This window comes from Luteibacter sp. UNCMF366Tsu5.1 (assembly GCF_900119235.1).
Classification (GTDB): Bacteria; Pseudomonadota; Gammaproteobacteria; order Xanthomonadales; family Rhodanobacteraceae; genus Luteibacter; species Luteibacter flocculans.
Genome location: NZ_FPIS01000001.1, coordinates 1752492 through 1774136, shown reverse-complemented (window position 1 = coordinate 1774136; position 21645 = coordinate 1752492). Strand labels below are relative to the sequence as shown.

The window sequence follows — 21645 nt, the reverse complement described above, 5'->3', positions numbered from 1 at the left end:
TACCCGCAGCGTTATAGGCGCCAAGTGTAATATGTACCGCCGTTTGCGAGGGGTTGCGCTTAAACGGCCCATGAATCCAAGAGATAAAGTCCTGTGAAGACAAACGGTTACGCAAAGAACGCTCGTCCCGCCCATGGACTTGGTACTCGTGCAATCCATGCGGGTCAGACGCCGGACCCCTCTACCGGCGCCATCATGACGCCCATTTACGCGACGTCGACATACGTTCAGGCAAGCCCGGGCAAGCACCAGGGCTTCGAATATTCCCGCACGCAAAATCCAACGCGTATGGCTTATGAGGCGTGTGTCGCGTCGCTGGAAGGCGGCGTGGCGGGTTTTGCGTTCGCTTCCGGCCTGGCCGCTGCATCGACCACTCTCGAACTGCTCGACGCCGGCAGCCATGTGATCGCCATGAACGATCTCTATGGAGGCACCTATAGGCTGTTCGAACGTGTGCGCCGCCGCACCGCCAACCTCGAGTTCGATTTCATCGATCTGAATGACCCTGCCGCCTTGCGTGCGGCGCTGAAGCCGAACACGCGGATGATCTGGGCGGAAACGCCGACGAATCCGATGCTGCAGCTGGTCGATCTCGCCAAGGTGTCGGCGTTCGCGAAGAAGCACGGCCTCATCCTCGTCGTGGACAATACGTTCTGCTCGCCAATGTTGCAGCGACCCATAGAGTATGGGGCTGACCTGGTGCTGCATTCCGCGACGAAGTATCTGAATGGTCATTCGGACATCGTTGGCGGTGTTGTGGTCGCGGCGAACGAGGCCTTGGCCGAGCAGATGGCGTTCCTGCAGAACTCCATCGGCGCCGTGGCGGGGCCGTTCGATGCATTTCTCGCGATGCGCGGCCTGAAAACCCTGCATCTGCGCATGCGTCAGCATTGCGAGAGCGCTCTCGCGCTGGCCTTGTGGCTGGAGAAGCACAAGGCTGTGGAACGTGTCATCTATCCTGGTCTGCGCAGTCATCCACAGCACGCGCTGGCCCGCAAGCAGATGGACGGTTTCGGCGGCATCATCTCCGTCGAGGTCAAGGGCGGAAAGACCCGGGCAAAGCGCGTGCTGGAACGGTGCGAACTCTTTGCACTCGCCGAGTCGCTTGGTGGCGTGGAGAGCCTCATCGAGCACCCGGGAATCATGACCCATGCGTCGATTCCGCCTGCAACGCGGAAGAAGCTCGGCATCTCGGACGGCCTGATCAGGCTCTCGGTCGGCGTGGAAGATCTCGCCGATCTGCGCGGCGAACTCGAGTCCGTCCTGGCATGACGGGTCTTCCAGTAAGGGCGGCTGCGCTGCGCATCCCCCTACACCCGTTCGGGCCGTATGTGTCGCTGTTCCGGAATGCCCGGCTGATCTGGGAACTGTGCAGGCGCGATGTTTCCGGTAGGTATCGCGGTTCGATGGGCGGCATGTTATGGGCCTTCTTGAACCCGTTGTTGATGCTGGCGATCTATTCGTTCGTATTCGGTTACATCTTCAAATCACGTTGGACGGCAGTCGAGTCCGGCAATGTCAATTTCGCGATCATTCTCTTTATCGGTCTCATCATCAGTAATTTCTTTTCTGAGTGCTTGAATCGCGCGCCTGTTCTCATCACTGCCAATCCGAACTACGTAAAAAAGGTCATCTTCCCACTCGAGACCCTGTCTTGGGTGACGGTTGGAACGGGGTTGTTTCATGCGCTCATCAGTACGTTGGTGCTGGTGGTGGCGCTGCTCGCTACGGGTACCGCGGTGGCTCCGACGGCCGCGCTGTTTCCAGTGCTGCTGCTGATGTTCCTGCCGATGGTGGCGGGCGTGACCTGGCTGTTTTCAGCGCTTGGTGTGTATTTTCGTGATACCCAGCAGATCATGCAGGTACTGACTACGTCTCTTGTTTTCCTCGCGCCGATTTTCTATCCGCGCAGTAGTCTTCCTGAGCAGTATCGTTGGCTGTTGTCGCTCAACCCGCTCACTTACATCGTCGAAGCTGCGCGTGATCTCGTGCTGTGGGGGCACTTGCCGGACATGGCCGCATCGCTGGCCTACTTGGCGTCCTCGTTGGTCGTGGCGTGGTTGGGTTGGTTGGTATTCAATGCGACGCGCAAGGGATTCGCCGATGTCATCTGAAGAGATCGTCATCGATGTCCAAGGCGTCAGCAAGCGCTACGAAATCTACGCGAAGCCTTCTGATCGGCTGAAGCAGATGCTGGCGTCAGGTATGCGTCGTATCTTGCCGGGCGACGAGGTGCGTTACTTCCGCGAGTTCTGGGCGTTGCATGGAGTATCCCTGCACGTGCGTCGCGGTGAGTGCGTCGCGCTCATCGGACGAAACGGTTCCGGCAAGTCCACGCTTCTGCAAATCATCGCTGGCACCGTCTCGCCTACCGAAGGCGTTGCCTCCGTCGACGGACGGGTTGCCGCGTTGCTGGAACTCGGCTCGGGGTTCAATCCCGAGTTCACAGGCATCGAGAATGTCTATCTCAACGCGTCGCTGCTTGGCCTTTCCCGCGAAGATGTGGATGCCCGGCTCGACGACATTCTCTCGTTCGCGGACATCGGGGATTTCGTCAATCAACCGGTCAAGACCTATTCCAGCGGCATGACTGTCCGACTGGCATTCGCTGTACAGGCACAAATCGATCCTGACGTACTGATCGTCGACGAGGCTCTGGCTGTCGGCGACGCGCGCTTCCAGGCGAAGTGTTTTGCACGACTGAAGACGCTTCGTGAGCGGGGAACATCGATCCTGCTCGTAACGCACTCTACCGAGCAGGTCGTGACGCACTGCGATCGCGCCGTGCTCATCGATCAGGGCCAGAAGCTCGACGATGGCGATCCGCGGCCCGTGGTGAATCGCTATCTCGATCTCCTGTACGGTCGTCAGCGCATCGCGCCGCCGATTCGCGAGGGGGAGCACGCGGGCGACGCGACCGTCAATGACCAACTCGAGCATTTCGATCCGCAGTTCGGCGAGCGTCACGAACCTATGTTCGAAAGCCGGCCTGCGTACAACCCCTACGAGCACCGGTGGGGCGACGGAGGCGCGGAGATCATGGACTTCGCCATATTTGCAGGTGACCAGGCTTTTCCTGCGGTTTTTCGCTCCGGGGAAGAGCTGGCCTTGTACGTCCGTTATCGCTTCCGGTCGGACATTCTCCGCCCTATCCTTGGCGTCACACTGAAAACCAAGGAGGGCCTGACGGTCTACGGTACGAACACCGAAATGGCTCTGATGGACCAGTCGTTCCCACCGGGCGAGGCCGGCCGCTCGGGTATTGCACTGTGTCAGTTCAGGTTGAAGTGCGCCCCGGGCGACTATTTCCTATCTGTCGGTATCGCGAGCCGCGACGGCTCCGGCGAGGCGGTCCCACATGACCGCCGCTACGACTCGATTCATTTGTGCGTGGAACCCGACACGCCGTTCGTTGGCCTCGCGGACCTGGGCGCCAGACTGGAATTCCTATGACCAACTCATCAAATCCTGCGCTTGCCGCGTATCGCTACGACGGCGAAGCTCTGTGCTGGCTCCGACGCGACGCCGTTCACGAATGGGCTTACTCCGATGGCGAGGCCGTCGAGGAAAATTTATATCGCCTGATAGCAGAGTGTTCCGACCGTTCGGTTCTTTCCGCCGAGCTTGCAGGCAAGATCACCGACTGGCCGACTCGCTACTACTTCAGCTCCCGGCGGGCCAATCTGCTTCGTCCGCTCGAAGAAATGCTGCGCGGCAGTGTGCTTGAAATTGGTGCTGGTTGCGGTGCCATCACGCGCTATCTTGGCGAGACAGCCCGTAGCGTGACAGCCATTGAGCCGTCACCTCGCCGTGCACGCGTGGCTGCCAAGCGTTGTGAGGATCTGTCCAGCGTAAGTGTCGTCGTCGACAACCTCGAAGCTTTCCAGACGTCGGAAAAATTCGACGTTGTCACGCTTATCGGCGTGCTCGAGTATGCCGAGCGCTTTGCCAAGCGGCCCGACGCGGCTGCTCATTGGTTGCAATGCGCGCGAAGCTTTTTGAAGCCTGGTGGTGTGCTGCTCGTTGCCATCGAGAACCAACTCGGACTCAAGTACTTTGCGGGTGCACCGGAAGATCATCTGGGGCGGCCGATGCTCGGGCTGGCCGACCTGTACGGTACGAGTGGCGCGCGGACCTACGGCCGCGCAGCCCTGACGGCTATGCTGCAGGACGCCGGATTTGCGGATGCGGCGTTCGCCCTGCCGTTCCCCGACTACAAGCTACCGACGTCCGTGCTTCTGGCGCGTGGCGACGACGCCATGCCCGGGTTCGACGGTGGCTCCGCCTTGGCAGCTGCAGCGGTGACGAAGGATCCGCAGATCGGTCATCCGCCCTTGTTCGCTCTGGATCGTGCCTGGCATGTTGTTGCGCAGAACAATCTGCTGACCGACGTGAGCAATTCTTTCCTGGTCGTGGCACACACGGCGCCCATGGTGGCTCCATTCGGTCACGCCAATACACACGTTTCCGCTTATCACTTTTCGACGGAGCGTGCGCCTCAGTTCGCCAAGCAGGCGGCTTTCGAATACAGCGAGCGCGGGTGCCGGGTGCGTCGTCGATTTCTCGTAGACGCTCCCAGCCGTACCAACCGCGGATTTGAATGCCGACCAGCTGACGAGGCCTATGTTCATGGCCGATCGATCAGCACCGATCTCTACGAACTGTTGCAGTACGACGGCTGGCGCATCGAAGACGTGGGCGCCTGGACGCGGCGGTGGCTCGATGCCGTCGCTTTGCACGTGGGTCTCGATCTGGAGACGCTCCAGCGTTCGTCCTATAGCGCTGAGATCATGCTCCCTGGCGAAGCCATCGATTTGGTGCCGCACAATCTCGTACAGGATGCCAACGGCGACCCCCGCTTCATCGATCTGGAGTGGCGGGCCGCTCAGCAGCTTCCACTGGGCTACATCGCGTTTCGTGGTCTCCTGGAAATCGTTGGCGGGTGCGTCTCCGTGGCCCGTCCGTACGATCCGGAGCACGGCGAGGTTGGGCAGTTCATTGCCGGTGCGATGCGCCAATGCGGTGCCGACTTGCTGCTCCTCGATACCGACATAGAGCGCTACCTCGAGATGGAACGTCGATTCCAATTCGCCGTGTCCAATCGAGAGCCGGCGTTGTCGCTCGAATCGTTCCGTGCATCGCGTCTGCCGCTTTCCACCGCGAGCCAGCACGAAGGCGCTCTATCTCCGGCACGCTTCGAGGCACGTGAGCTGGAGGGCCATCTTGCCAGTCTGCAACGTCACCACGACGACCTCCTTGTCGAGCACTCCCGGGTAGCGGACTGGGCCCATGGCCTGGACAAGGAGCTTCTGGACCTGCGCTCGCGTTACAGCCAGCTCGTGCGAGAACACGAGGAAGTGGCGGCATGGGCAAAGGGTCTTGATGAGCAGGTCCAGGGAGCCATGAGTCGCCTGGACGCTTTGGTGCAGCTCGCAGAAGACGATGGCGATCTGGAGGCGGCCATGCTCGGCGCCTATCTCCTCGAACTGACCACTCTTCGCCGAAATTACGCGTTGGCGAAGCGTCGCGCGGATCGTCTTACTGCCGATATGGCCACGCTTGAGCGTACCTTGAGCGCTCAATCCGCCACTGCCGAAGAACTGCGGGCGCAACTGAGCGCCGTTGAGGCGCGCGTGCACGAGTTGGCAGAGGCGAATGACGTCTTGCAGGCATCACTTGATGAGGCTCGCGAACGCGCTCATGGCTTCGAGCGCGAACTGGCGCGTGTTCGACGCGCGCTGGGGAGTGATGGTGCAAGCGAAAAGACCATCCCGACCGAGATGCACATCGAGCCCTACCGTGCGTTGGAAAGCGAGCTGACCCAAGCAAAGACCGAAAGTGCTGCAGCACATGCACGAGAGGCGCATGCGACCGATGAGCTGGCCGCAGCAAGGCGACGGCTCGGCGAGGTGGAGCAGCGGCTTGCGGAGGTAACGGCTCAATTCGACCTGTTGGTGCGCTCGCAGTCGTGGCGCCTTACCCGACCGCTGCGCTTCGGCATGAGGCTTCTTCGGGGTGACTGGAACGGATTGACGGCGTCACTTCGCGGAAAGTCCTGGACGCAATCGCGGATGCTGGGATTCGTCCGCGCGCCCGCAAAGCGGTTTCTCATGCGCAGGTCGGTCACCATAGCCCCGCCGCCGGACCTGATCGGTACGGCCGGAGTCGATGCACACGAACTGCTGACCGGCGTCTCGTTCGAGACGGTGGAGAATCCGGTCGTAAGCATCATCATTCCGGCCTATGGACGCCTCGACCATACTGGCGCCTGCATCAAATCCATCCATGCGCATCTGCCGTCGGCATCGATAGAGGTCATCGTGGCTGAGGATGCCTCGGGCGACCCAGATATAGGTGCACTGGCCAACGTACCCGGGCTGCGCTATTACGAGAACCCGACCAACCTTGGCTTCCTGCGCTCCTGTAACCATGCAGCAAAGCAGGCGAGGGGCAGGTACATCTATCTCCTCAACAACGATACGCAGGTGACGCAGGGTTGGCTGGATGCGCTAGTCGAGACGGCGCAACGCTGGCCGGACTGTGGCATGGTCGGGTCGAAGCTGGTCTACCCTGATGGAAGACAGCAGGAAGCCGGCGGTATCGTCTGGAAGGATGCAAGCGCGTGGAACTACGGTCGCCTCGATGATCCCTCGCGCAGTATTTACAATTACACCCGAGAGGTCGATTACATCTCGGGCGCGTCGATCCTGCTCGAACGGAGTCTGTTCGAGTCTTTTGGCGGATTCGACGAGCTTTATTTACCTGCGTACTACGAAGACACCGATCTAGCGTTCAAGGTTCGTGCTGCCGGGCTCAAAGTGGTGTTCGAGCCGAAGTCCGTCGTGGTTCACTTCGAGGGTGTCTCGCACGGTACCGACACCTCTACGGGCATCAAGGCGTACCAGGTCGAGAACCAGAAGAAGTTTCGCGAGCGTTGGAAGGACGTTCTCGAACGAGACCATCTGGCCAACGCCGATCGCCCGTTCCTCGCACGCGATCGCAGCCAGCTCAAGAAGGTCGTGCTCGTCATCGATCATTACATTCCACAGCCGGACAGGGATGCGGGATCGCGCGCGATACACCAACTACTTATGCTTCTTGTGAAGCATGGCTACGCGGTGAAGTTCTGGCCCGAAAATCTCTGGCATGACACCGCCTATGCGCGTTCGTTGCAGGATGCTGGTGTAGAAGTGCTCTATGGCGGTGAATATGTAGGCCAATTCGATCGGTGGATCACCGAGAATGGGGGATTGATCGATGCGGTCATTTTTAGTCGTCCCCACGTAAGCATCAATTTCATTGATAGCGTAACCGCGCATAGCAAGGCGCGGCGACTTTACTACGGCCACGACATTCATCATTTGCGGCTGGCGGAAGAATTAAAGGTGCGTCCCTCCAATGAGACGAGGTCAGCGATGGAGCATTTTCGAGAGCTGGAAGAGACGCTCTGGAAAAAGATGGACGCGGTCTATTATCCATCGAACCTCGAGACGGCTGCGGTTGAGCGCTGGGCAATGGAGCGAGGGATAGAGGTCAATGCGACCACGATCCCACTTTATGCGTACGAGAGCATGCCTAATGGCGTGCAGGACAATGTCTCCGAGCGAAAAGGCATTTTGTTCGTCGGGGGATTTGGGCACCCGCCAAACATAGATGGCGCAACTTGGTTTGTTCGCAGTGTCCTGCCACTCATTCGTCTATCCCGCCCCAATGTTTGCGTGACCTTGGCGGGGTCGAATCCTTCTACGGAAGTCCTGGCTCTATCGGGTAATGATGTTACGGTGACCGGGTTCGTCACCGACGAAGTGCTTGCTTCCATGTACCACTCGGCGAGGGTAGCGGTCGCCCCGTTGCGTTTTGGGGGTGGGGTAAAAGGCAAAGTGCTGGAGGCGATGCGATATGGGCTTCCCCAGGTGACCACGTCAACAGGACTCCAGGGCCTTGAGGACGCGGCAGAGTTTGTCTTTGCTGATGATTCGGCTGAAGCTTTTGCCAAGCACGTTATTCGCCTTTTGTCAGATGATGCTGAGTGGATAAGCAGATCAATCGCGGCGCAGGATTTCGTCGAGCGAAATTTCTCGGCTAAGTCGGTATTTCGCGTTATCGAGAGGGATCTTCCGAGCGCCCCGGGAAGTGGACTATGACTGTTAGGCAATCTCTATTGGCATGTTTTGCGCTGCTCGTGGCCGGATGCTCGCGGACAATGTGTGATATTCCGGACGTCTCGTCACCGGAAGTGATTGTGAAGTTCCATATCGAAGCCTATGGGCCACAGCGTACAAGGGCAGGAGAATCCTTCAATGCTCAACCAGACGGAAGTTCGGCTGCTTGGTTCCGGGTAGACAAGGATTTAAGTGGTACCGAGGTGAAGGTTCATCTGGGGTCTACGGTCGTCCCCGGCGATATCTCGGGCAACCTTGTTACTGTGAAGGTTCCATTGGCGGTTCATAGTAAGCCCGGACTGATTCCCGTTGTGTTGGAGATCGTCGACGGAGTCAACATTACCAAGAGTGACAGCGTAACCATCACAGTGGATAGCCAATGAGTAGTTCAAGCCAGGGTAAGACGCTTTTATTTGGAGTGGGCAGCTGGCGCTTGCTCTTGGCAGTGCTGGTGGCGGCATCCCATCTCTGGAGTAGCATGGTTCAAGGTTACGCCGCCTACGCGGTGTGGGCTTTCTTTGTGCTGAGCGGCTACTTGATGACCTTCGTCATTAAGCACAAATACGGCTTCAGTCGCGTCGGCTTACGCGACTTTGCATTCAATCGATTCCTGCGCATATACCCATCCTATTTCATGGCGCTGGTTGCCGGGTTGTTGGTGATATGGTGGGCTGGTTCGGTGTGCGTCGACACTACGCGCCTTAACCCTGAGATGTACATGCCACACGGTTGGGGGTGGCTCAATCCAATCAGCCTGCTGCCAATATTTCCCCACAATGGCCTGCCTGTAGCTGTCTCCAATGCCCTTTCGGTCGAAGTCGGTGCATATTTCTTGATGCCGCTCATGGCGCGCTCAAAGTCGACGGCTTGGCTAGCGGTCGTCTTATCAGTGGTAGTCACGTTTAATCTCGGGTTTGCTACCGCAACATTCGCAGAGCGTTACGTCCAGTTTCTGCCCTGCCTGATGAGCTTTGCCGCTGGTAGTTTAGTCTGCCACTATCGTGAGGTGTTGCTACGGTTCGCCATGCCACGTGTCAGCTTCCTTATCTGGATGATACATGGGGCACTGTGGCTTAAATGGGATCCATGGCCTTGGACCTATGGGATGTATACATCTCTAATCTTATCTGCGTGGGTGACACTTTCCCTTACCGCGTATAAGTCCAGCAAGATGGATGCATTGCTTGGAGACACGTCATATCCGATGTATCTGATCCATACAACGGTGGGCGCCTGCTTCCTCGTGGTGTTCGGATATGGCCGCGGATTGCGCTATTTTCTCGTCGTATTTGTCGTCGCATCGCTTCTATCTATCTTGATGGCGCTATTCGTCGAGCGTCCGCTCCACCGGTTTAAGCGTAGTGCGCGAGTGCACGATAAGGAGACGTCGCTAGCGCAGCAGTAATGAATGGAGCAGGAGCCTTCTCGACACGACAGAACATACGCATGTCTAAAAAAATAATTCTGAGACCCTCTGGCGGTGCTCGCAGTCGCTGGCGGTTGCTGGTGCCGTCGACTATTGGTGTCCTCCTACTTTGGCTTGTAAATTTCGCGACATTTAGAACGCATTATCAAGGGAAGTCGACCTTTCCATGGGATTTCCTTGGCGGATATCACGCGCAAGCGTTTGGTTGGTACGACCTCGGTAGCTTAGTATCCCCGCCGGTTTGGTTTCCTTGGACCAACCTGGGGTTTCCAGCATTTCTTGCCCTCCAAGCGGGTGGCTGGTACGCGCCTCTCGCTTTATTGCACGCACTTGGGGTCACGTATTCCGTGCATGCGGCTACCATGGTGCAGGTGCTTCATGTGCTATTCGGCTCGATCGGAGCCTACTTCCTTGCACGCCGACTTGGAGCTGGAGTACTTGTAGCTCTTATTATCGGTCTCACGTATCACTTTCAGGCAGCTTTTTTTTCCAATCAGCAACATGTCGACATAGTGCGCGCGTCGGCGTGGTTTCCCTGGCTACTTTATTCGCTGCATCCGAGAAATTACGACCGCGGTTTGATTGGACCGCCACTGGGTGCTTTGGTACTTTCGCAGCTTCTCATTTCCGGCTACCCGGGTGGAATCATAGCTTTCGCATACTCTTGCGCGGTGTGGGTGCTTATGCTGCTGCTCAATGAAGACGCGAAGTATCGAGGGCGGTACGTGCTTCTTGTTGCCGTATCGGTATCTGGGGGCATACTCATGGCGATGCCAAAATGGATGCCCCTTTTCCTCAATGGAAATGCGGACATCAATTTGGACTCGTTCCAAGTAAGTCCGGTCGATGCGTCTGAACTGTTCACATTTTTTCTGCCTCACGACGTGCCGATCCTTCCTGGCGACCCAACGATGAGGAGCCTATGGCTGCCCTTGGTCGCCCTGTGGGGAGTTGTATTTGCGCCATATCGTGATCGTGTCGCGCGTATTGGCGCAGCGTTTCTTGCGATGGGACTCACGTTATGTTTCGTTGTGCCTCATCTTCCGGTAGTCGTACAGATACTGCCTGGAGTGCGACTAAGCCGCTTCCCCCTCGCGGACTGGCGGCCCGTCATCAGTATAGGGATTGCTCTTCTATCTCTGTCGGGCTGGCAAACGCTTTTTCTTGGTAAGTACTCGCCGACAGCCCTTGGTGTGCGATTCGCTGGCGCTTTTATATTCTTGGTTGCTTTTCTGGTTTCTGCGATTCGATTCGGGTACCAAGCATCCGCCCTCGTGCAGGTGCTTGAGTTCTCCGCCGCAATCTCGTTTATCACGATTGTCGGGTGCGCACTCTGGACTAAGTACGGCGGCGGACATCAATGGCGGAATAGCATCTTCGCTCTCCTGGTTTTTGCCACTGCGCTCCAGGGTTATTGGTATCAATGGCAGCAGCCGACGACTTGGCGGCCGGTGTGGACAAAAGACACGGAAATTCAGTCTTTCGGCGGCCGCTTCAGGGAGTTCATTTCTCATCGGTCCAACGAATTCGAGACGACCAGGAGGCCGTCACGAATACTCCTCGGCAGCTCGCCGGCGGAGGCTATCCGCTTCCGTGATAATTCGAACTACAACAAATGTTGGTACATGCGTGCCTATTGTGTCTTCGGCTATGACAATCTGCGCATGTCAGCACCTCACATTAAATTGCTTGAATCAATCAATGGTCAAGGAGGGGGGGCGTTATTACGGTTTGTTGCTGCATCGCAGCGGCTACTTCTGCTTCGCCCGGGGGAAGATGAAAGGGTTCCGGATGTATCTTTCGATAACGAGTCTGCGACAGCAGGCGAGTTCGATGACGTTACAGTGAGATTCGTTCAATATGGTCCCGGATATGTTACTTACCACGTTCTAACACCTCGTCCGCTACGCGTCGTTGAAAACGAGATTGGATGGCATGGCTGGAGGCTGGCACGTTGCGATGATCGCGGTACGTGCACAGAGGATGCGGACGTGGCAAGAACTTCTCAGGCACTTCGAACGTGGGACGTTCCGCCTGGTAGCTGGACAGTGAAGCTCCATTTCGTTGGTCCATCGAACACGCCTGGGTACCTTCTTTCTATCGCTGGCGTGCTAATTGCGCTTGGGGCAGGTATTTGGGTCCGTAGGCATTCGAGATGACGCATATAGCCAAAATCCACGGAACCACGCTGCGGGTGTTTATCGGAGTGTTGCTGCTTTCGCTGCTGTGCGTGGCGGCAGGGCAACTATTTGAAATCCGTTACGGCCTCAACATCTGGGATGAGGGCTTCCTCTGGTACGGCGCCCAGCGAGTGGCGGCTGGCGAGGTCCCGATTCGGGATTTTATGGCCTACGATCCGGGCCGTTATTACTGGGTCGCTGGGATAACCAAGCTCCTGCACGTGCAGGGGATTCTTGGCATTCGCGTTGCTGTGGCGCTGTTTCAATGGGTTGGATTGGCGGTAGCGCTATGGATGGTGGCTCGAAGCACCACAAGGCGGCAACTGCTGTTTGTCGTCATCGCAGCGATCACGCTGTGGATGTGGATGTTCCCCCGCCACAAGCTGTTCGATATTTCCCTGTCCATCATGTTGGTTGGCTTGGTGGCATGGTGGTGGGAGCGTCCAGACTCAAGGAGGCATCTCGGGCTTGGCATCGCACTGGGTTTGGTCGCCTGCTTCGGGCGCAATCACGGGGCCTATGGTTTCGCCGGTTGTTTGCTCGCTTTTGCCTGGATGGCCGTGGCGACACGGCGTTTTCCCTCAACGACACATTTCGCCGCCTGGATTGCGGGGCTGTGCCTTGGCTTTGCGCCTATATGGGTCGCATGCCTGTTCGTTCGTGGCTTTGCGACCGCCTTCTGGGAAAGCATCGCTTTCCTTTTTGAGGTGAAGACGACCAATCTGCCACTGCCGATTCCCTGGCCTTGGCTGGTCAGTAGCGCATTGCCTTGGGACGCCCAGGTGCGCTACCTGCTCGTTGGCGTTTGCTTTGTCGCCTTGCTGCTCTACCCGGTGGCGGCAGCTTTTGTTCTGTGGCGCCGCCGGGCGCGCGGTGAATCGTTCGATGGCGCTTTGGTGGCGACGGTGTGCCTAGCGGTGCCTTATGCGCATTACGCATTTTCTCGCGCCGATGTGGGTCATCTTGCCCAAGCCATTTTCCCTTGCCTGATCGGATGCATCTTGTTCCTTTCGATTGCGCCACTTGCCAAGCGGGGCGTTGGCATCGTTTGCATGATGTTCGCTTCGGCTTGGATCGTCTGGCCCTCGCATCCGATCGTGCCGTGCATCGCGTCGGGGCTTTGCAAGGACGTAACCATCGGCAACGACCACCTCATGTTGGATCCCGCCACCGCCTCCGATATCGGATTGATCCACCAGTTGGTAAGTGACTACGCCCCGCACGGACGGGCATTTGTCACCACGCCGTATTGGCCTGGCGCATACGCTCTGATGAATCAGCGTTCACCGCTTTGGGAGATCTACGCCACGCCACCGAGAACCGAAGCATTTCAGCGACAGGAAATTGCAAGGCTTCAGGCGGCTGACCCAGGGTTCGTATTGATTCTCGAGTTTCCGCTCGATAACCGCGATGAACTCCGTTACAGCCGGACACATCCCGTGATGTTCAAGTACGTAGAGGAGCACTTCTTGAGTGTTCCGTCGCCAAATCCCAACTATCTGATATTCCGCGCGCCCGACACATCGGCGGTCGGATCAGGCTGACTCAGCTCGCTTGCCGAAGACAATACGTGACAGCACGTAAGTGAGCGGAATCGTGATGACGATGGCAAAAAGCGGGGCGATACTCGCAGGCATGTGGAGCCGCTCGACCCACGCCCAGACGATCGCCAGGCTCACGAGGTACTGGGCAAGGTAGACGAACGGGTACAGCACGAGTGAACGCCAACCGCGGTGAGCCTGAAACACAAACAGTCGGTTCAGTAAGAAGCCCAGTACGATGCCGAAGATATAAGCAACAGTGTACGCGGGCTTGTACCCCATGAACTGCAGCAACAGCAGGTACATCCCGTAGGTGGCGCCAGTATTGACGCCACCGGAAATGAGAAACCGAAGAAAGCTGGAGCGTGAGATCAGACCGCGCAGCCTTGTTAGCGTGATTGCCACTGCCGCTCGCTACTGGTCGGTAAGACTGGCGCGCCAGGCGGCATAGCCCATGCCCTGCCAGGGCATGCCTCGGTCGAACGATTCGCGCCAAGGGTAGACCTTGGAACCATCGGCCTTGGACTTTACGTCGTGCACCGACGCCACGGGCTTTGCGGGGTTACCCGCAACGACCGTCTCCGGCTCGACATCCTTGCGAACCATGGACGATGCACCGACGAGCGAGTCACGGCCCACGGTAACGCCAGGGAGAATGACCGACATCGTGGCAATGACCGCGAATTCTTCCACGGTGACACCCAGCAGCGTCTCCGACGGCGGATGGGGGTCGTTTGTGAGCACCACGTACGGAAAGATCCACACGTAGTCTTTTACCACGCTCTTGTGACCGATATGCACGTTGCTGTGGAACCGCACGTAGTTGCCAATCGTGCAGTGGCCCTGGATGTCCGACAGTGTGCCGATGCGGACATGGTGCCCGATATCTGCCCGTTCTCGGATCGTGACACGGTGACCACATTCGAAGTGGTCGCCGAGCTTCGAACCGGCATAGATGATCGTGCCGGAACGAATGATCGAATGGGCGCCGATCGACAGCTCAGGGTTCGTGTACTCGGCGGGGCTTCCATAGATGCCTACATTGGGCTCGCCGAGGATGCACTGGGCTCCGACGATCGTGTTGTCGCCTAGCACAACGTTGTCGTAGACGATCGTGTTAGCTCCGATCGTCACATTGGCGCCGATCGACACGTTATCGCCAATGATCGCGGTGGGATGGATTCCAAAGACGTTCTTCATGCGTTGCCCTCGTTCTTTATTCCGGCGGTCAATGTCCGGAATTCCTGGTATGACCTGATGTACTCGGCACTGTCGTAATAGTGCGAGGCGAAGACAAGAAGCACGGCGTCAGGCGAGTACTTGTACTGCACCCCCCAGGTCAGCGGAGGTAGATAGATGCCCACCGATGGATCATCGAGAAGAAATTCTTCGCGGTGGTGACCGTCGTCCGCGACGACGCTGCAGCGTCCTTGCGTGCACAGCAGAAACTGCTTGCATTCGCGATGGGCGTGCTCTCCTCGGATCTCGGCGTTGGGCACGCCAAACACCATGAAGTAACGCTTCGGCTCGAAAGGCACCGTGCGCCCGAATTCCCCTACGGTCAGGTTGCCGCGTAGATCGAGGATCTTGGGAAACCGATGCAGGGTGACGCCCCTCACGAGGGTGGGTGTTACCGAGGCATCGCGGTTCGATCCTGATGCGTCGACGCTTACCGGCGCGTCGCCGTCTGAGGAGACGGTATAACCAATGATTTGCGCGGGATTCCCGGTGACGATAGCGTGCGGCGGTACGTCGCGGACCACGACAGCGCCAGGCTGGATGCGAGCACCCGTCGCGATGACCACGGGTGCCGACACGACGGCGCCGGCCATGATCACGACGCCGGGTTCCACGCGCAGAGTGGCGCCGGCATTCCCGCAGAGCATCGCACCTGGGCCGATCTCGACGTTGTCGCCGATGACGGCATGAACGAGGATTGCGCCTTCCGCGACGTTCACGTCGTTTCCCAGCGCAACACCTGGGCCAAGGGTTGCGCCTTCGGCGACACGGCTTCCTTGGCCAATCGTGGCGTTTGAGTTGATATTCGCCTGTGGACTGATCATCCCTTGAAACCCCTTGAGTGGATTGTCGTCAGTGGTGTTGCAAACACGGCTGACGAGAGGCGTGTTAAGACGCCTTGGGTGGAAAGTCGAGCTGTAGCGACACAATGCTGAGGGGGCGCTGCTTGGTATTTTCATAAGCTCGCCAGGCATAGTTGCCCACGATGCCGATACCGAACGTATTCAACGCGCCGAAGAACAGGATCGCCAACATCGAGCCAGCGAACCCGGGAACCTCGAATGCCCCGAGCAGTCGCGCCCCTACGACCAGCGTGCCAAGAAGCAACGCTACGCCCAATCCGATGAGCCCTACGGCCATGAGCACGCGTACCGGCAGATCGGAAAAAGCGAAAACGCTGTCCATCAAGTACGTGACTTTCTTCTTCAGCGTCCAGGCGCTTTTGCCATGCTCGCGCTCCTGGCGCGTGTAACCGACGAATTCGCGTCTGCCGCCCATCCAGAACAACAGGCCCAAGAGGCTGCCGTTGGCCTCGCTCATGGCGACCAATCGGTCCCTGAATGCGGAGGTCAGCGCAAATACATCCACGCCACCCGGCGGCACGTCGGGTTGCACGAGTCGGCGATAAAGACCCCAGAAGACGTTGGCAAACAGTTTGCTCATCCCCGGATCTTCTCGCCCCAGACGCTTACCAAACACAACGTCAAGGGGTTTTTCCGTGAGTGCGGCGAAGAAATCGCGCATCAGCGAAGGCGGTTCCTGCAGATCTGCTGCCATGACGCCGATGTAGTCCCCCGACGCCTCTCCCAGTCCGCAACGGATCGCCGCGAAAGCGCCGAAATTGCGCGACAGAAGGATCAGCCGGGCCTGAAAACGCACCGTGCTGAGCCCTTCTTCCAAACGCGCAAAGCTGGCGTCCGGGCTGCCGTCCACGACGAACACCGTTTCCATGGGGGCATCGAGCGTGACCGCCAGCTCGTCCAGTGCCTGGAGTAGCGCCGGTATCGATCCCTCGTTCTTGTAGACGGGGATGACGATGGAATAGCGTGGCTTTACCACGCGTTGCAGGCCTCGATCACCTGTGTCACCTCAGCATCAGTCAGTTCGGGGAAGCAGGGGAGCGTCAACACCGAGGCGCACGAGCGATCCGTGACCGGTAGTTGTGTGCTGGCGAACGTGTCGGAGAACAGCGGCTGGCGATAGTCGGGTACGGGGTAGTGGATTTCGCTGTTTACGCCGTGGCTGGCCAGGTGGCTTTGCAGTCCAGCGCGATCTTCCGTATGGACGACGTAAAGATGTGCGACGAAATCGTCGCCGCTGGGCGGCGGCGTTGTGATGCGGGCATTGCGTATTTCGGTCGAGTAGCGATTCGCGATCGCGCGACGGCGCTCGTTCCAACCATCCAGCAGCGGCAACATGATGCGGAGGAAGGCCGCCTGGATCTCATCCAGCCGGCTGTTGCGGCCGCCGGCCAGTTCGTTGCGATACTTGGCCGTCCAGCCGTACTGGCGCAGCTTGCGCAGGGTGTCAGCGACTTGCGCATCGTTCGTCACCACCGCGCCGCCGTCACCGAGCGCTCCGAGGTTCTTCGTCGGGTAAAAGCTGAAGCTGGCGGCCGCGCCGAACGTTCCGGCCTTTCGGCCTTGCGCATCCTTCGCTCCATGCGCCTGCGCGCAATCCTCGAAGAGGGCGAAGCCGTGCTTTTCGGCGAGAAGGGTGAGCGCAGCCATGTCGGCCAGCTTGCCGTAGAGGTGCGTGACGATCACGACATCGATGCGTCGCTTCGCGAGGACGGCTTCGAGCGCCTTGGGATCCATGGTGCAAGTCACCGGATCGACGTCCACGAAGACGGGCTCAGCACCGCAAGCGAGGACCGCGGTGGTGCCGTACATGGCGGCATTGCCGACCACGGCCACGGTCTTGCCGCTCTCGACACCGAGGCTGCGAAGCCCCAGTTCGAGTGCCTCGGTGCCGTTGGCGACGCTGATGCATTCGGCAGCACCACACCAAGCGGCAAACTCCTTCTCAAACGCCTTGACGTTCGGGCCGAGCACGAAATAGCCGCTGGAGATCACCTGCGCCGCAGCTTTCTCGAGCTGGCTGGCGATCGGGGCAATGTGGCGGTCGAGGGCGTTGACGGGGACGGTGTTGGTCATGGGAGTCCGTAGCGTGACAGACGCGGAGGCCGTCCGGCCTCCGCATGGGTTAACCGAGAGAAGCTTCCAGTTCCGGAAGAATCTTGAACAGATCGCCTACGAGGCCGATATCCGCGATCTCAAAAATGGGCGCCTCACCGTCCTTGTTGATAGCGACGATCGTGCCGGCGTCCTTGATGCCGGTCAGGTGCTGGATCGCACCGGAGATGCCGATGGCGATATACAGCTCGGGCGCGATGATCTTGCCCGTCTGGCCCACCTGCATCTCGTTCGGCACGTAACCGGCATCCACCGCAGCTCGCGAGGCGCCCACCGCGGCGCCGATCTTGTCGGCGAACTTGTAGATGATGTCGAAGTTCTCCTTCGAGCCCACGCCGCGGCCGCCCGAGACGACCTTGGGCGCGCCCTGGAGGTCCGGGCGATCGCTCTTGCCCTGCTGCAGTTCGACGAAGCGGGTGTGCGAGGGCAGGGTGGCGTCGACGCTGATGGCTTCGATCGGAGCCGAGCCGTTGGACGTGGCGGCCGGCCAGGAGGCGGTACGGATCGTCGCGACCACGATGGAGGACGCATCCACTTCCACCGTCACGATGGCGTTGCCGGCGTAGATCGGGCGCTTGAAGGTATGCGGGCCTTCCACGCTCATGACGTCGCTGACCTGCGAGACACCCAGCAGAGCAGCCACGCGCGGGGCGAGGTCCTTGCCGAAGGTCGTCGACGGCGCGAAGACGTGGGTGTAACCCGCGGCGGCCTTGACGATCTGCGGTGCGTAGACGGCCGCGAGACTATGTGCGTTCTCGGTACGTGCCACGGTCAACACCTTGCTCACGCCATCGATCTTGGCAGCCTCGGCGGCTACCGCGTCGGGGGCATCGGACAGCACGATGACGTCGATGGCGTCCGGCTTCACGGCGGCGGCGGCGCTGACGGCGCGTGCGGTGGAGCCATTGAGCTTGCCGTCCAGGTGTTCGGCGATAACGAGGATCTTGGTCATGTCGATTCTCCGGTCGGCTGCTTTACAGCAGGCCCTTCTGCTTGAGGGCCGCGACGAGCTCGGCGGCGTCCTTCACCATCACGCCCTTGCTGCGCTTGGGCGGAGCGGCGTAGTGGGTGGTCTTGATGTGGTCGGCGGTCTCGACGCCCAGCGAGCCCAGCTCGATGACGTCGATCGGCTTGGACTTGGCCTTCATGATGTCCGGCAGCTTGATGAAGCGCGGCTCGTTGAGGCGGAGATCGGTCGTGATGACGGCGGGCAGATCGGCTTCGATGACTTCCAGGCCGGCGTCCACTTCGCGGGTCACCTTGGCCTTCCCATCAGCGATTTCCACCTTGCCGGCAAACGTGGCCTGGGGCCGGTCCCAGAGCGCAGCCAGCATCTGACCGGTCTGGTTGGCGTCGTCGTCGATGGCCTGCTTGCCCAGGATGACCAGGCCCGGCTGTTCCTTTTCGACCAGCTTGAGGAAGGTGCGGGCGGCCGTCAGCGGCGAAACGGCATCCGTGGTCTGGACGTGGATGGCGCGGTTGGCGCCCATGGCCAGGCCGTTGCGCAGATGCGCGGTCAAGTCTGCCGGGCCGATGCCCACGACGACCACTTCTTCAGCCACGCCCTTCTCGCGCAGGCGCAGGGCCTCTTCGAGGGCAATGTCGTCGAACGGGTTGGCGGAGAGCTTGACGCCGTCCGTGACCACGCCGGTGCCGTCGGGCTTGACCTGAATGCGGACGTTGTAGTCCACGACACGCTTGTAGCCGACCAGAATCTTCATTCGCGGTTCCTGCTTCGTTAGGGCGGGCGCTCGCGCGAACTCGCGACGCCTTGGAGTTGACTCGCCATTCTAACGAATCTTCTTGCGGGAGTTTGACGCGGCGCAGGATTCGGTGAGACTTATCCTGAGACGAGGTCAGGCTGCCCTAGCGATCGTCATCATGCCGTTATCGCGTAACTATTTACGGGAAAGCGGCCATGAGAACGTGAAGGCTCCTGGCACCGCGACTAAAAGGCGATCGACTGAGGCCGGCAAGGAACGTGGCGTGATGGTGCCTCCGCCAAGCCGCTAGTCAGCCTGAAGGTCCCTCGTCGCCGAGCGCCTCGCGGAGGGCTGAACGCGCTGCCTGGGCGGAAAAATGCCGGGCGACGTGGGCCAATGAGCTATCCGAGAGCCTTTGCCAGCCCGCGGGATCTCCTTCGAGCCGAACATACGCGTTAGCGAAGTCGGCGGCAGTGACAGCGGTCAATACATCGCGCCCATCGATCAGATGCATGCCCTCTACCGCGACCGGCGTGCCAATGACGGGCAGCCCATGGCTCATCGCCATGTTGACCTTGCCCTTGACCCCAGCACCGAAGCGCAGCGGTGCGATGGACGCGAGGACCGAGTTCATCAGCGGCGCCAGGTCGGGAACGCGACCCAGCATGTCCAGCCCAGCATCTGAGAGTGCGCGACGCTCGGCGTCAGGTACGTCTCCGGCAACCCAGATCCGTGCGTCCGGCACGAGCTGTCGGAGCGCAGGCAGGATGTCCTGCGCCATCCAATGCATCGCATCGGCGTTCGGCGGGTGGCCGTAGCCACCGATGAAGAGAAGATCGCGCCGTCCCGCGAAACCTGTCTCGCGTCCGTAGACGTCGTGGATGTTGGAGAGCAGCGCCACTCTTGCGTCCGGCATCAGCCGGGAGAGCATGTCACGCTCGTACTCGCTGACGACGAAGGTCGTGTCGGCTTTCTCGATCAGCGCCAGCTCCTGCCGACGGCTGGCTTCCGCCTGTCTCGCTAGCGCGCTGTTGCCGCTGCGTTCGGCGGCGCGTTCTTCCCTGAGGAAATGCAGGTCCACCGTATCGAAGATCAGCTTGGCGCCTGGTGCGTGTCGACGCACGAGGCTCTCGTACTGCGCCGCTACGGTGTGGCGACACAGAATGGCGGCGTGCAGATCACGGTGATTCGCGGCGAGCCATGACGGCACGCTGCTCACCCATGGCCTCACGAGCACCTCGACGCCGAGTGCGCCAAGCTCGCGAATGGCGGCATCTTCGGCGTGCCCGTCATCGGGCGCGAAGACTACGTGCCAACCGTCTGCCAACAGCAGCTTCAACATCCCAACGAGGCGCAGCGAGCCCGAATCCCGTGACGCATCGGGCATGACGGTGTCCACCACCAGCACCGTTCCGCGATGGTGTGCGCGATCGGCAGCGGTCAGCGGCGTGCCGGGCGCCGGCTGCTTTCGCAAAGCATCGCGCCATTTTTCCGCAAACTTGGTCTGGTTGATGGCCTGGTAGCGTTTCATCCCCGTGTCTGCAAGGCCAGCGGAGCTGATGCCTTCCGAGTGCACCACTATGCTGTCGGGCACGTACCAGACGGACCGGCCAGCGGCGCGAGCGGAGAAGGCGAGGTCGGTGTCTTCGTAATAGCCGGGCGCGAATCGTGTGTCGAAACCACCCAGCGACTCGAACAGGTCACGAGGGATGGCCAGCGACGCGCCGGAGACGTAGTCGACCGTTCGAGCGTACCGAAGCGCGGGATTCTTCCGCGAGGTGAACCTCCCGATGTTCCACGACGACGCATCGGCGAACACCCAGGCGCCCGCTTCCTGGAGGCGGCCATCGGGATAGACGAGCTGGCTCCCGGCAATACCAGCGTCCGGATGGCGTTCGAAGCAGCGCAACAGCGCTTCGCTCCATCCCGGCGTCACCTGTGTGTCGTTGTTGAGAAAGATGAGGTATTCGCCACGAGCCGCTGTGGCGCCCGCATTGCAACTGCCCACGAAGCCGAGGTTCTTTTCGTTGTTTATGACGCGAAGACCCGAAACCGCGGCCAGGATCGTTGCGGTGTTGTCCGGTGACGCATCGTCCACGACGATGACTTCGAACGGATCCGAGGGTTCGAACGTCGCGATGGAGCGAAGGCAGGCCAGGGTGTACTCGATTTTCCCGTAGACCGGGATGATCACGCTGATTCGAGGCACCGTGGATGTGGGCAACGACAGGGGCGAAAAAGCAGCCTCCAGCGGCAGCAGGCTAAGCGACTCGTCAACGTCGGGACGGCGGGCTAGGTCCTGGGAAATACGCTCGATCGTGCCGCGCCATCCACGCAGCGCGATACTCGCACGCACGCGCCGCGCCATGCTCAGCAGGCGCTTGTAGCGCCAGGAAAACGGGATCGACACGTACGCTAC

Annotated in this window: 16 protein-coding genes; 8 read left to right on the top strand and 8 right to left on the bottom strand. The window is 59.7% G+C overall.

What is annotated here, in order from left to right; translation table 11 throughout:
* Positions 1 to 93 precede the first annotated feature (93 nt).
* The 8 genes from BT115_RS07925 to BT115_RS07895 all read left to right on the top strand — a co-directional run bounded on the left by BT115_RS07925 (position 94) and on the right by BT115_RS07895 (position 13312).
* Positions 94 to 1272: a trans-sulfuration enzyme family protein gene (locus BT115_RS07925; protein ID WP_072321905.1), complete on the top strand. Its 1179-nt coding sequence runs from the start codon at positions 94 to 96 to the stop codon at positions 1270 to 1272.
* The gene (locus tag BT115_RS07920; RefSeq protein ID WP_083527347.1) at positions 1269 to 2114 is read left to right on the top strand and encodes an ABC transporter permease; all 846 of its coding nucleotides are present in this window, start codon (positions 1269 to 1271) and stop codon (positions 2112 to 2114) included. Before BT115_RS07925 ends, BT115_RS07920 begins: the two co-directional genes overlap by 4 nt.
* Positions 2104 to 3453, top strand: coding sequence for an ABC transporter ATP-binding protein (locus BT115_RS07915; protein ID WP_072321903.1), 1350 nt, complete (start codon positions 2104 to 2106; stop codon positions 3451 to 3453). Before BT115_RS07920 ends, BT115_RS07915 begins: the two co-directional genes overlap by 11 nt.
* Positions 3450 to 8144: a glycosyltransferase gene (locus tag BT115_RS18260; protein WP_083527346.1), complete on the top strand. Its 4695-nt coding sequence runs from the start codon at positions 3450 to 3452 to the stop codon at positions 8142 to 8144. Before BT115_RS07915 ends, BT115_RS18260 begins: the two co-directional genes overlap by 4 nt.
* A gap of 59 nt (positions 8145 to 8203) precedes the next feature.
* Positions 8204 to 8545, top strand: a complete 342-nt coding sequence (locus BT115_RS18405; RefSeq protein WP_143144484.1) for a hypothetical protein — start codon at positions 8204 to 8206, stop codon at positions 8543 to 8545.
* Complete coding sequence (locus BT115_RS07900; protein WP_143144483.1) at positions 8542 to 9567, top strand: acyltransferase family protein; 1026 nt, start codon at positions 8542 to 8544, stop codon at positions 9565 to 9567. The genes BT115_RS18405 and BT115_RS07900 overlap by 4 nt, the downstream gene beginning before the upstream one ends.
* A 383-nt stretch (positions 9568 to 9950) precedes the next feature.
* The gene (locus BT115_RS18400; protein ID WP_143144482.1) at positions 9951 to 11747 is read left to right on the top strand and encodes a hypothetical protein; all 1797 of its coding nucleotides are present in this window, start codon (positions 9951 to 9953) and stop codon (positions 11745 to 11747) included.
* A complete protein-coding gene (locus tag BT115_RS07895) occupies positions 11744 to 13312 on the top strand; it encodes a hypothetical protein (protein WP_072321901.1) in 1569 nt (522 codons plus the stop codon). The genes BT115_RS18400 and BT115_RS07895 overlap by 4 nt, the downstream gene beginning before the upstream one ends.
* Here the strand turns inward: BT115_RS07895 and BT115_RS07890 are convergent.
* The 8 genes from BT115_RS07890 to BT115_RS07855 form a co-directional block, all read right to left on the bottom strand.
* The gene (locus BT115_RS07890) at positions 13304 to 13714 is read right to left on the bottom strand and encodes a GtrA family protein (RefSeq protein ID WP_218184721.1); all 411 of its coding nucleotides are present in this window, start codon (positions 13712 to 13714) and stop codon (positions 13304 to 13306) included. The genes BT115_RS07895 and BT115_RS07890 overlap by 9 nt on opposite strands.
* 9 nt (positions 13715 to 13723) lie before the next feature.
* Entirely contained in the window at positions 13724 to 14509 is a 786-nt protein-coding gene (locus tag BT115_RS07885) for an acyltransferase (RefSeq protein ID WP_072321900.1), read from the bottom strand.
* Entirely contained in the window at positions 14506 to 15372 is an 867-nt protein-coding gene (locus tag BT115_RS19055) for a WxcM-like domain-containing protein (RefSeq protein WP_072321899.1), read from the bottom strand. Before BT115_RS19055 ends, BT115_RS07885 begins: the two co-directional genes overlap by 4 nt.
* 64 nt (positions 15373 to 15436) lie before the next feature.
* Positions 15437 to 16387, bottom strand: a complete 951-nt coding sequence (locus BT115_RS07875; RefSeq protein WP_072321898.1) for a glycosyltransferase family 2 protein — start codon at positions 16385 to 16387, stop codon at positions 15437 to 15439.
* Positions 16381 to 17484, bottom strand: a complete 1104-nt coding sequence (locus BT115_RS07870) for a DegT/DnrJ/EryC1/StrS family aminotransferase (protein ID WP_072321897.1) — start codon at positions 17482 to 17484, stop codon at positions 16381 to 16383. Before BT115_RS07870 ends, BT115_RS07875 begins: the two co-directional genes overlap by 7 nt.
* Positions 17485 to 17533: 49 nt before the next feature.
* Complete coding sequence (locus tag BT115_RS07865) at positions 17534 to 18475, bottom strand: electron transfer flavoprotein subunit alpha/FixB family protein (RefSeq protein WP_072321896.1); 942 nt, start codon at positions 18473 to 18475, stop codon at positions 17534 to 17536.
* Positions 18476 to 18497: 22 nt separating this feature from the next.
* Positions 18498 to 19244 carry an electron transfer flavoprotein subunit beta/FixA family protein gene (locus BT115_RS07860; RefSeq protein ID WP_072321895.1) on the bottom strand — a complete coding sequence of 249 codons (747 nt, stop codon included), beginning with the start codon at positions 19242 to 19244 and terminating at the stop codon, positions 18498 to 18500.
* 292 nt (positions 19245 to 19536) lie between these two features.
* The gene (locus BT115_RS07855) at positions 19537 to 21636 is read right to left on the bottom strand and encodes a glycosyltransferase (protein WP_255369369.1); all 2100 of its coding nucleotides are present in this window, start codon (positions 21634 to 21636) and stop codon (positions 19537 to 19539) included.
* Between the last annotated feature and the right edge of the window lie 9 nt (positions 21637 to 21645).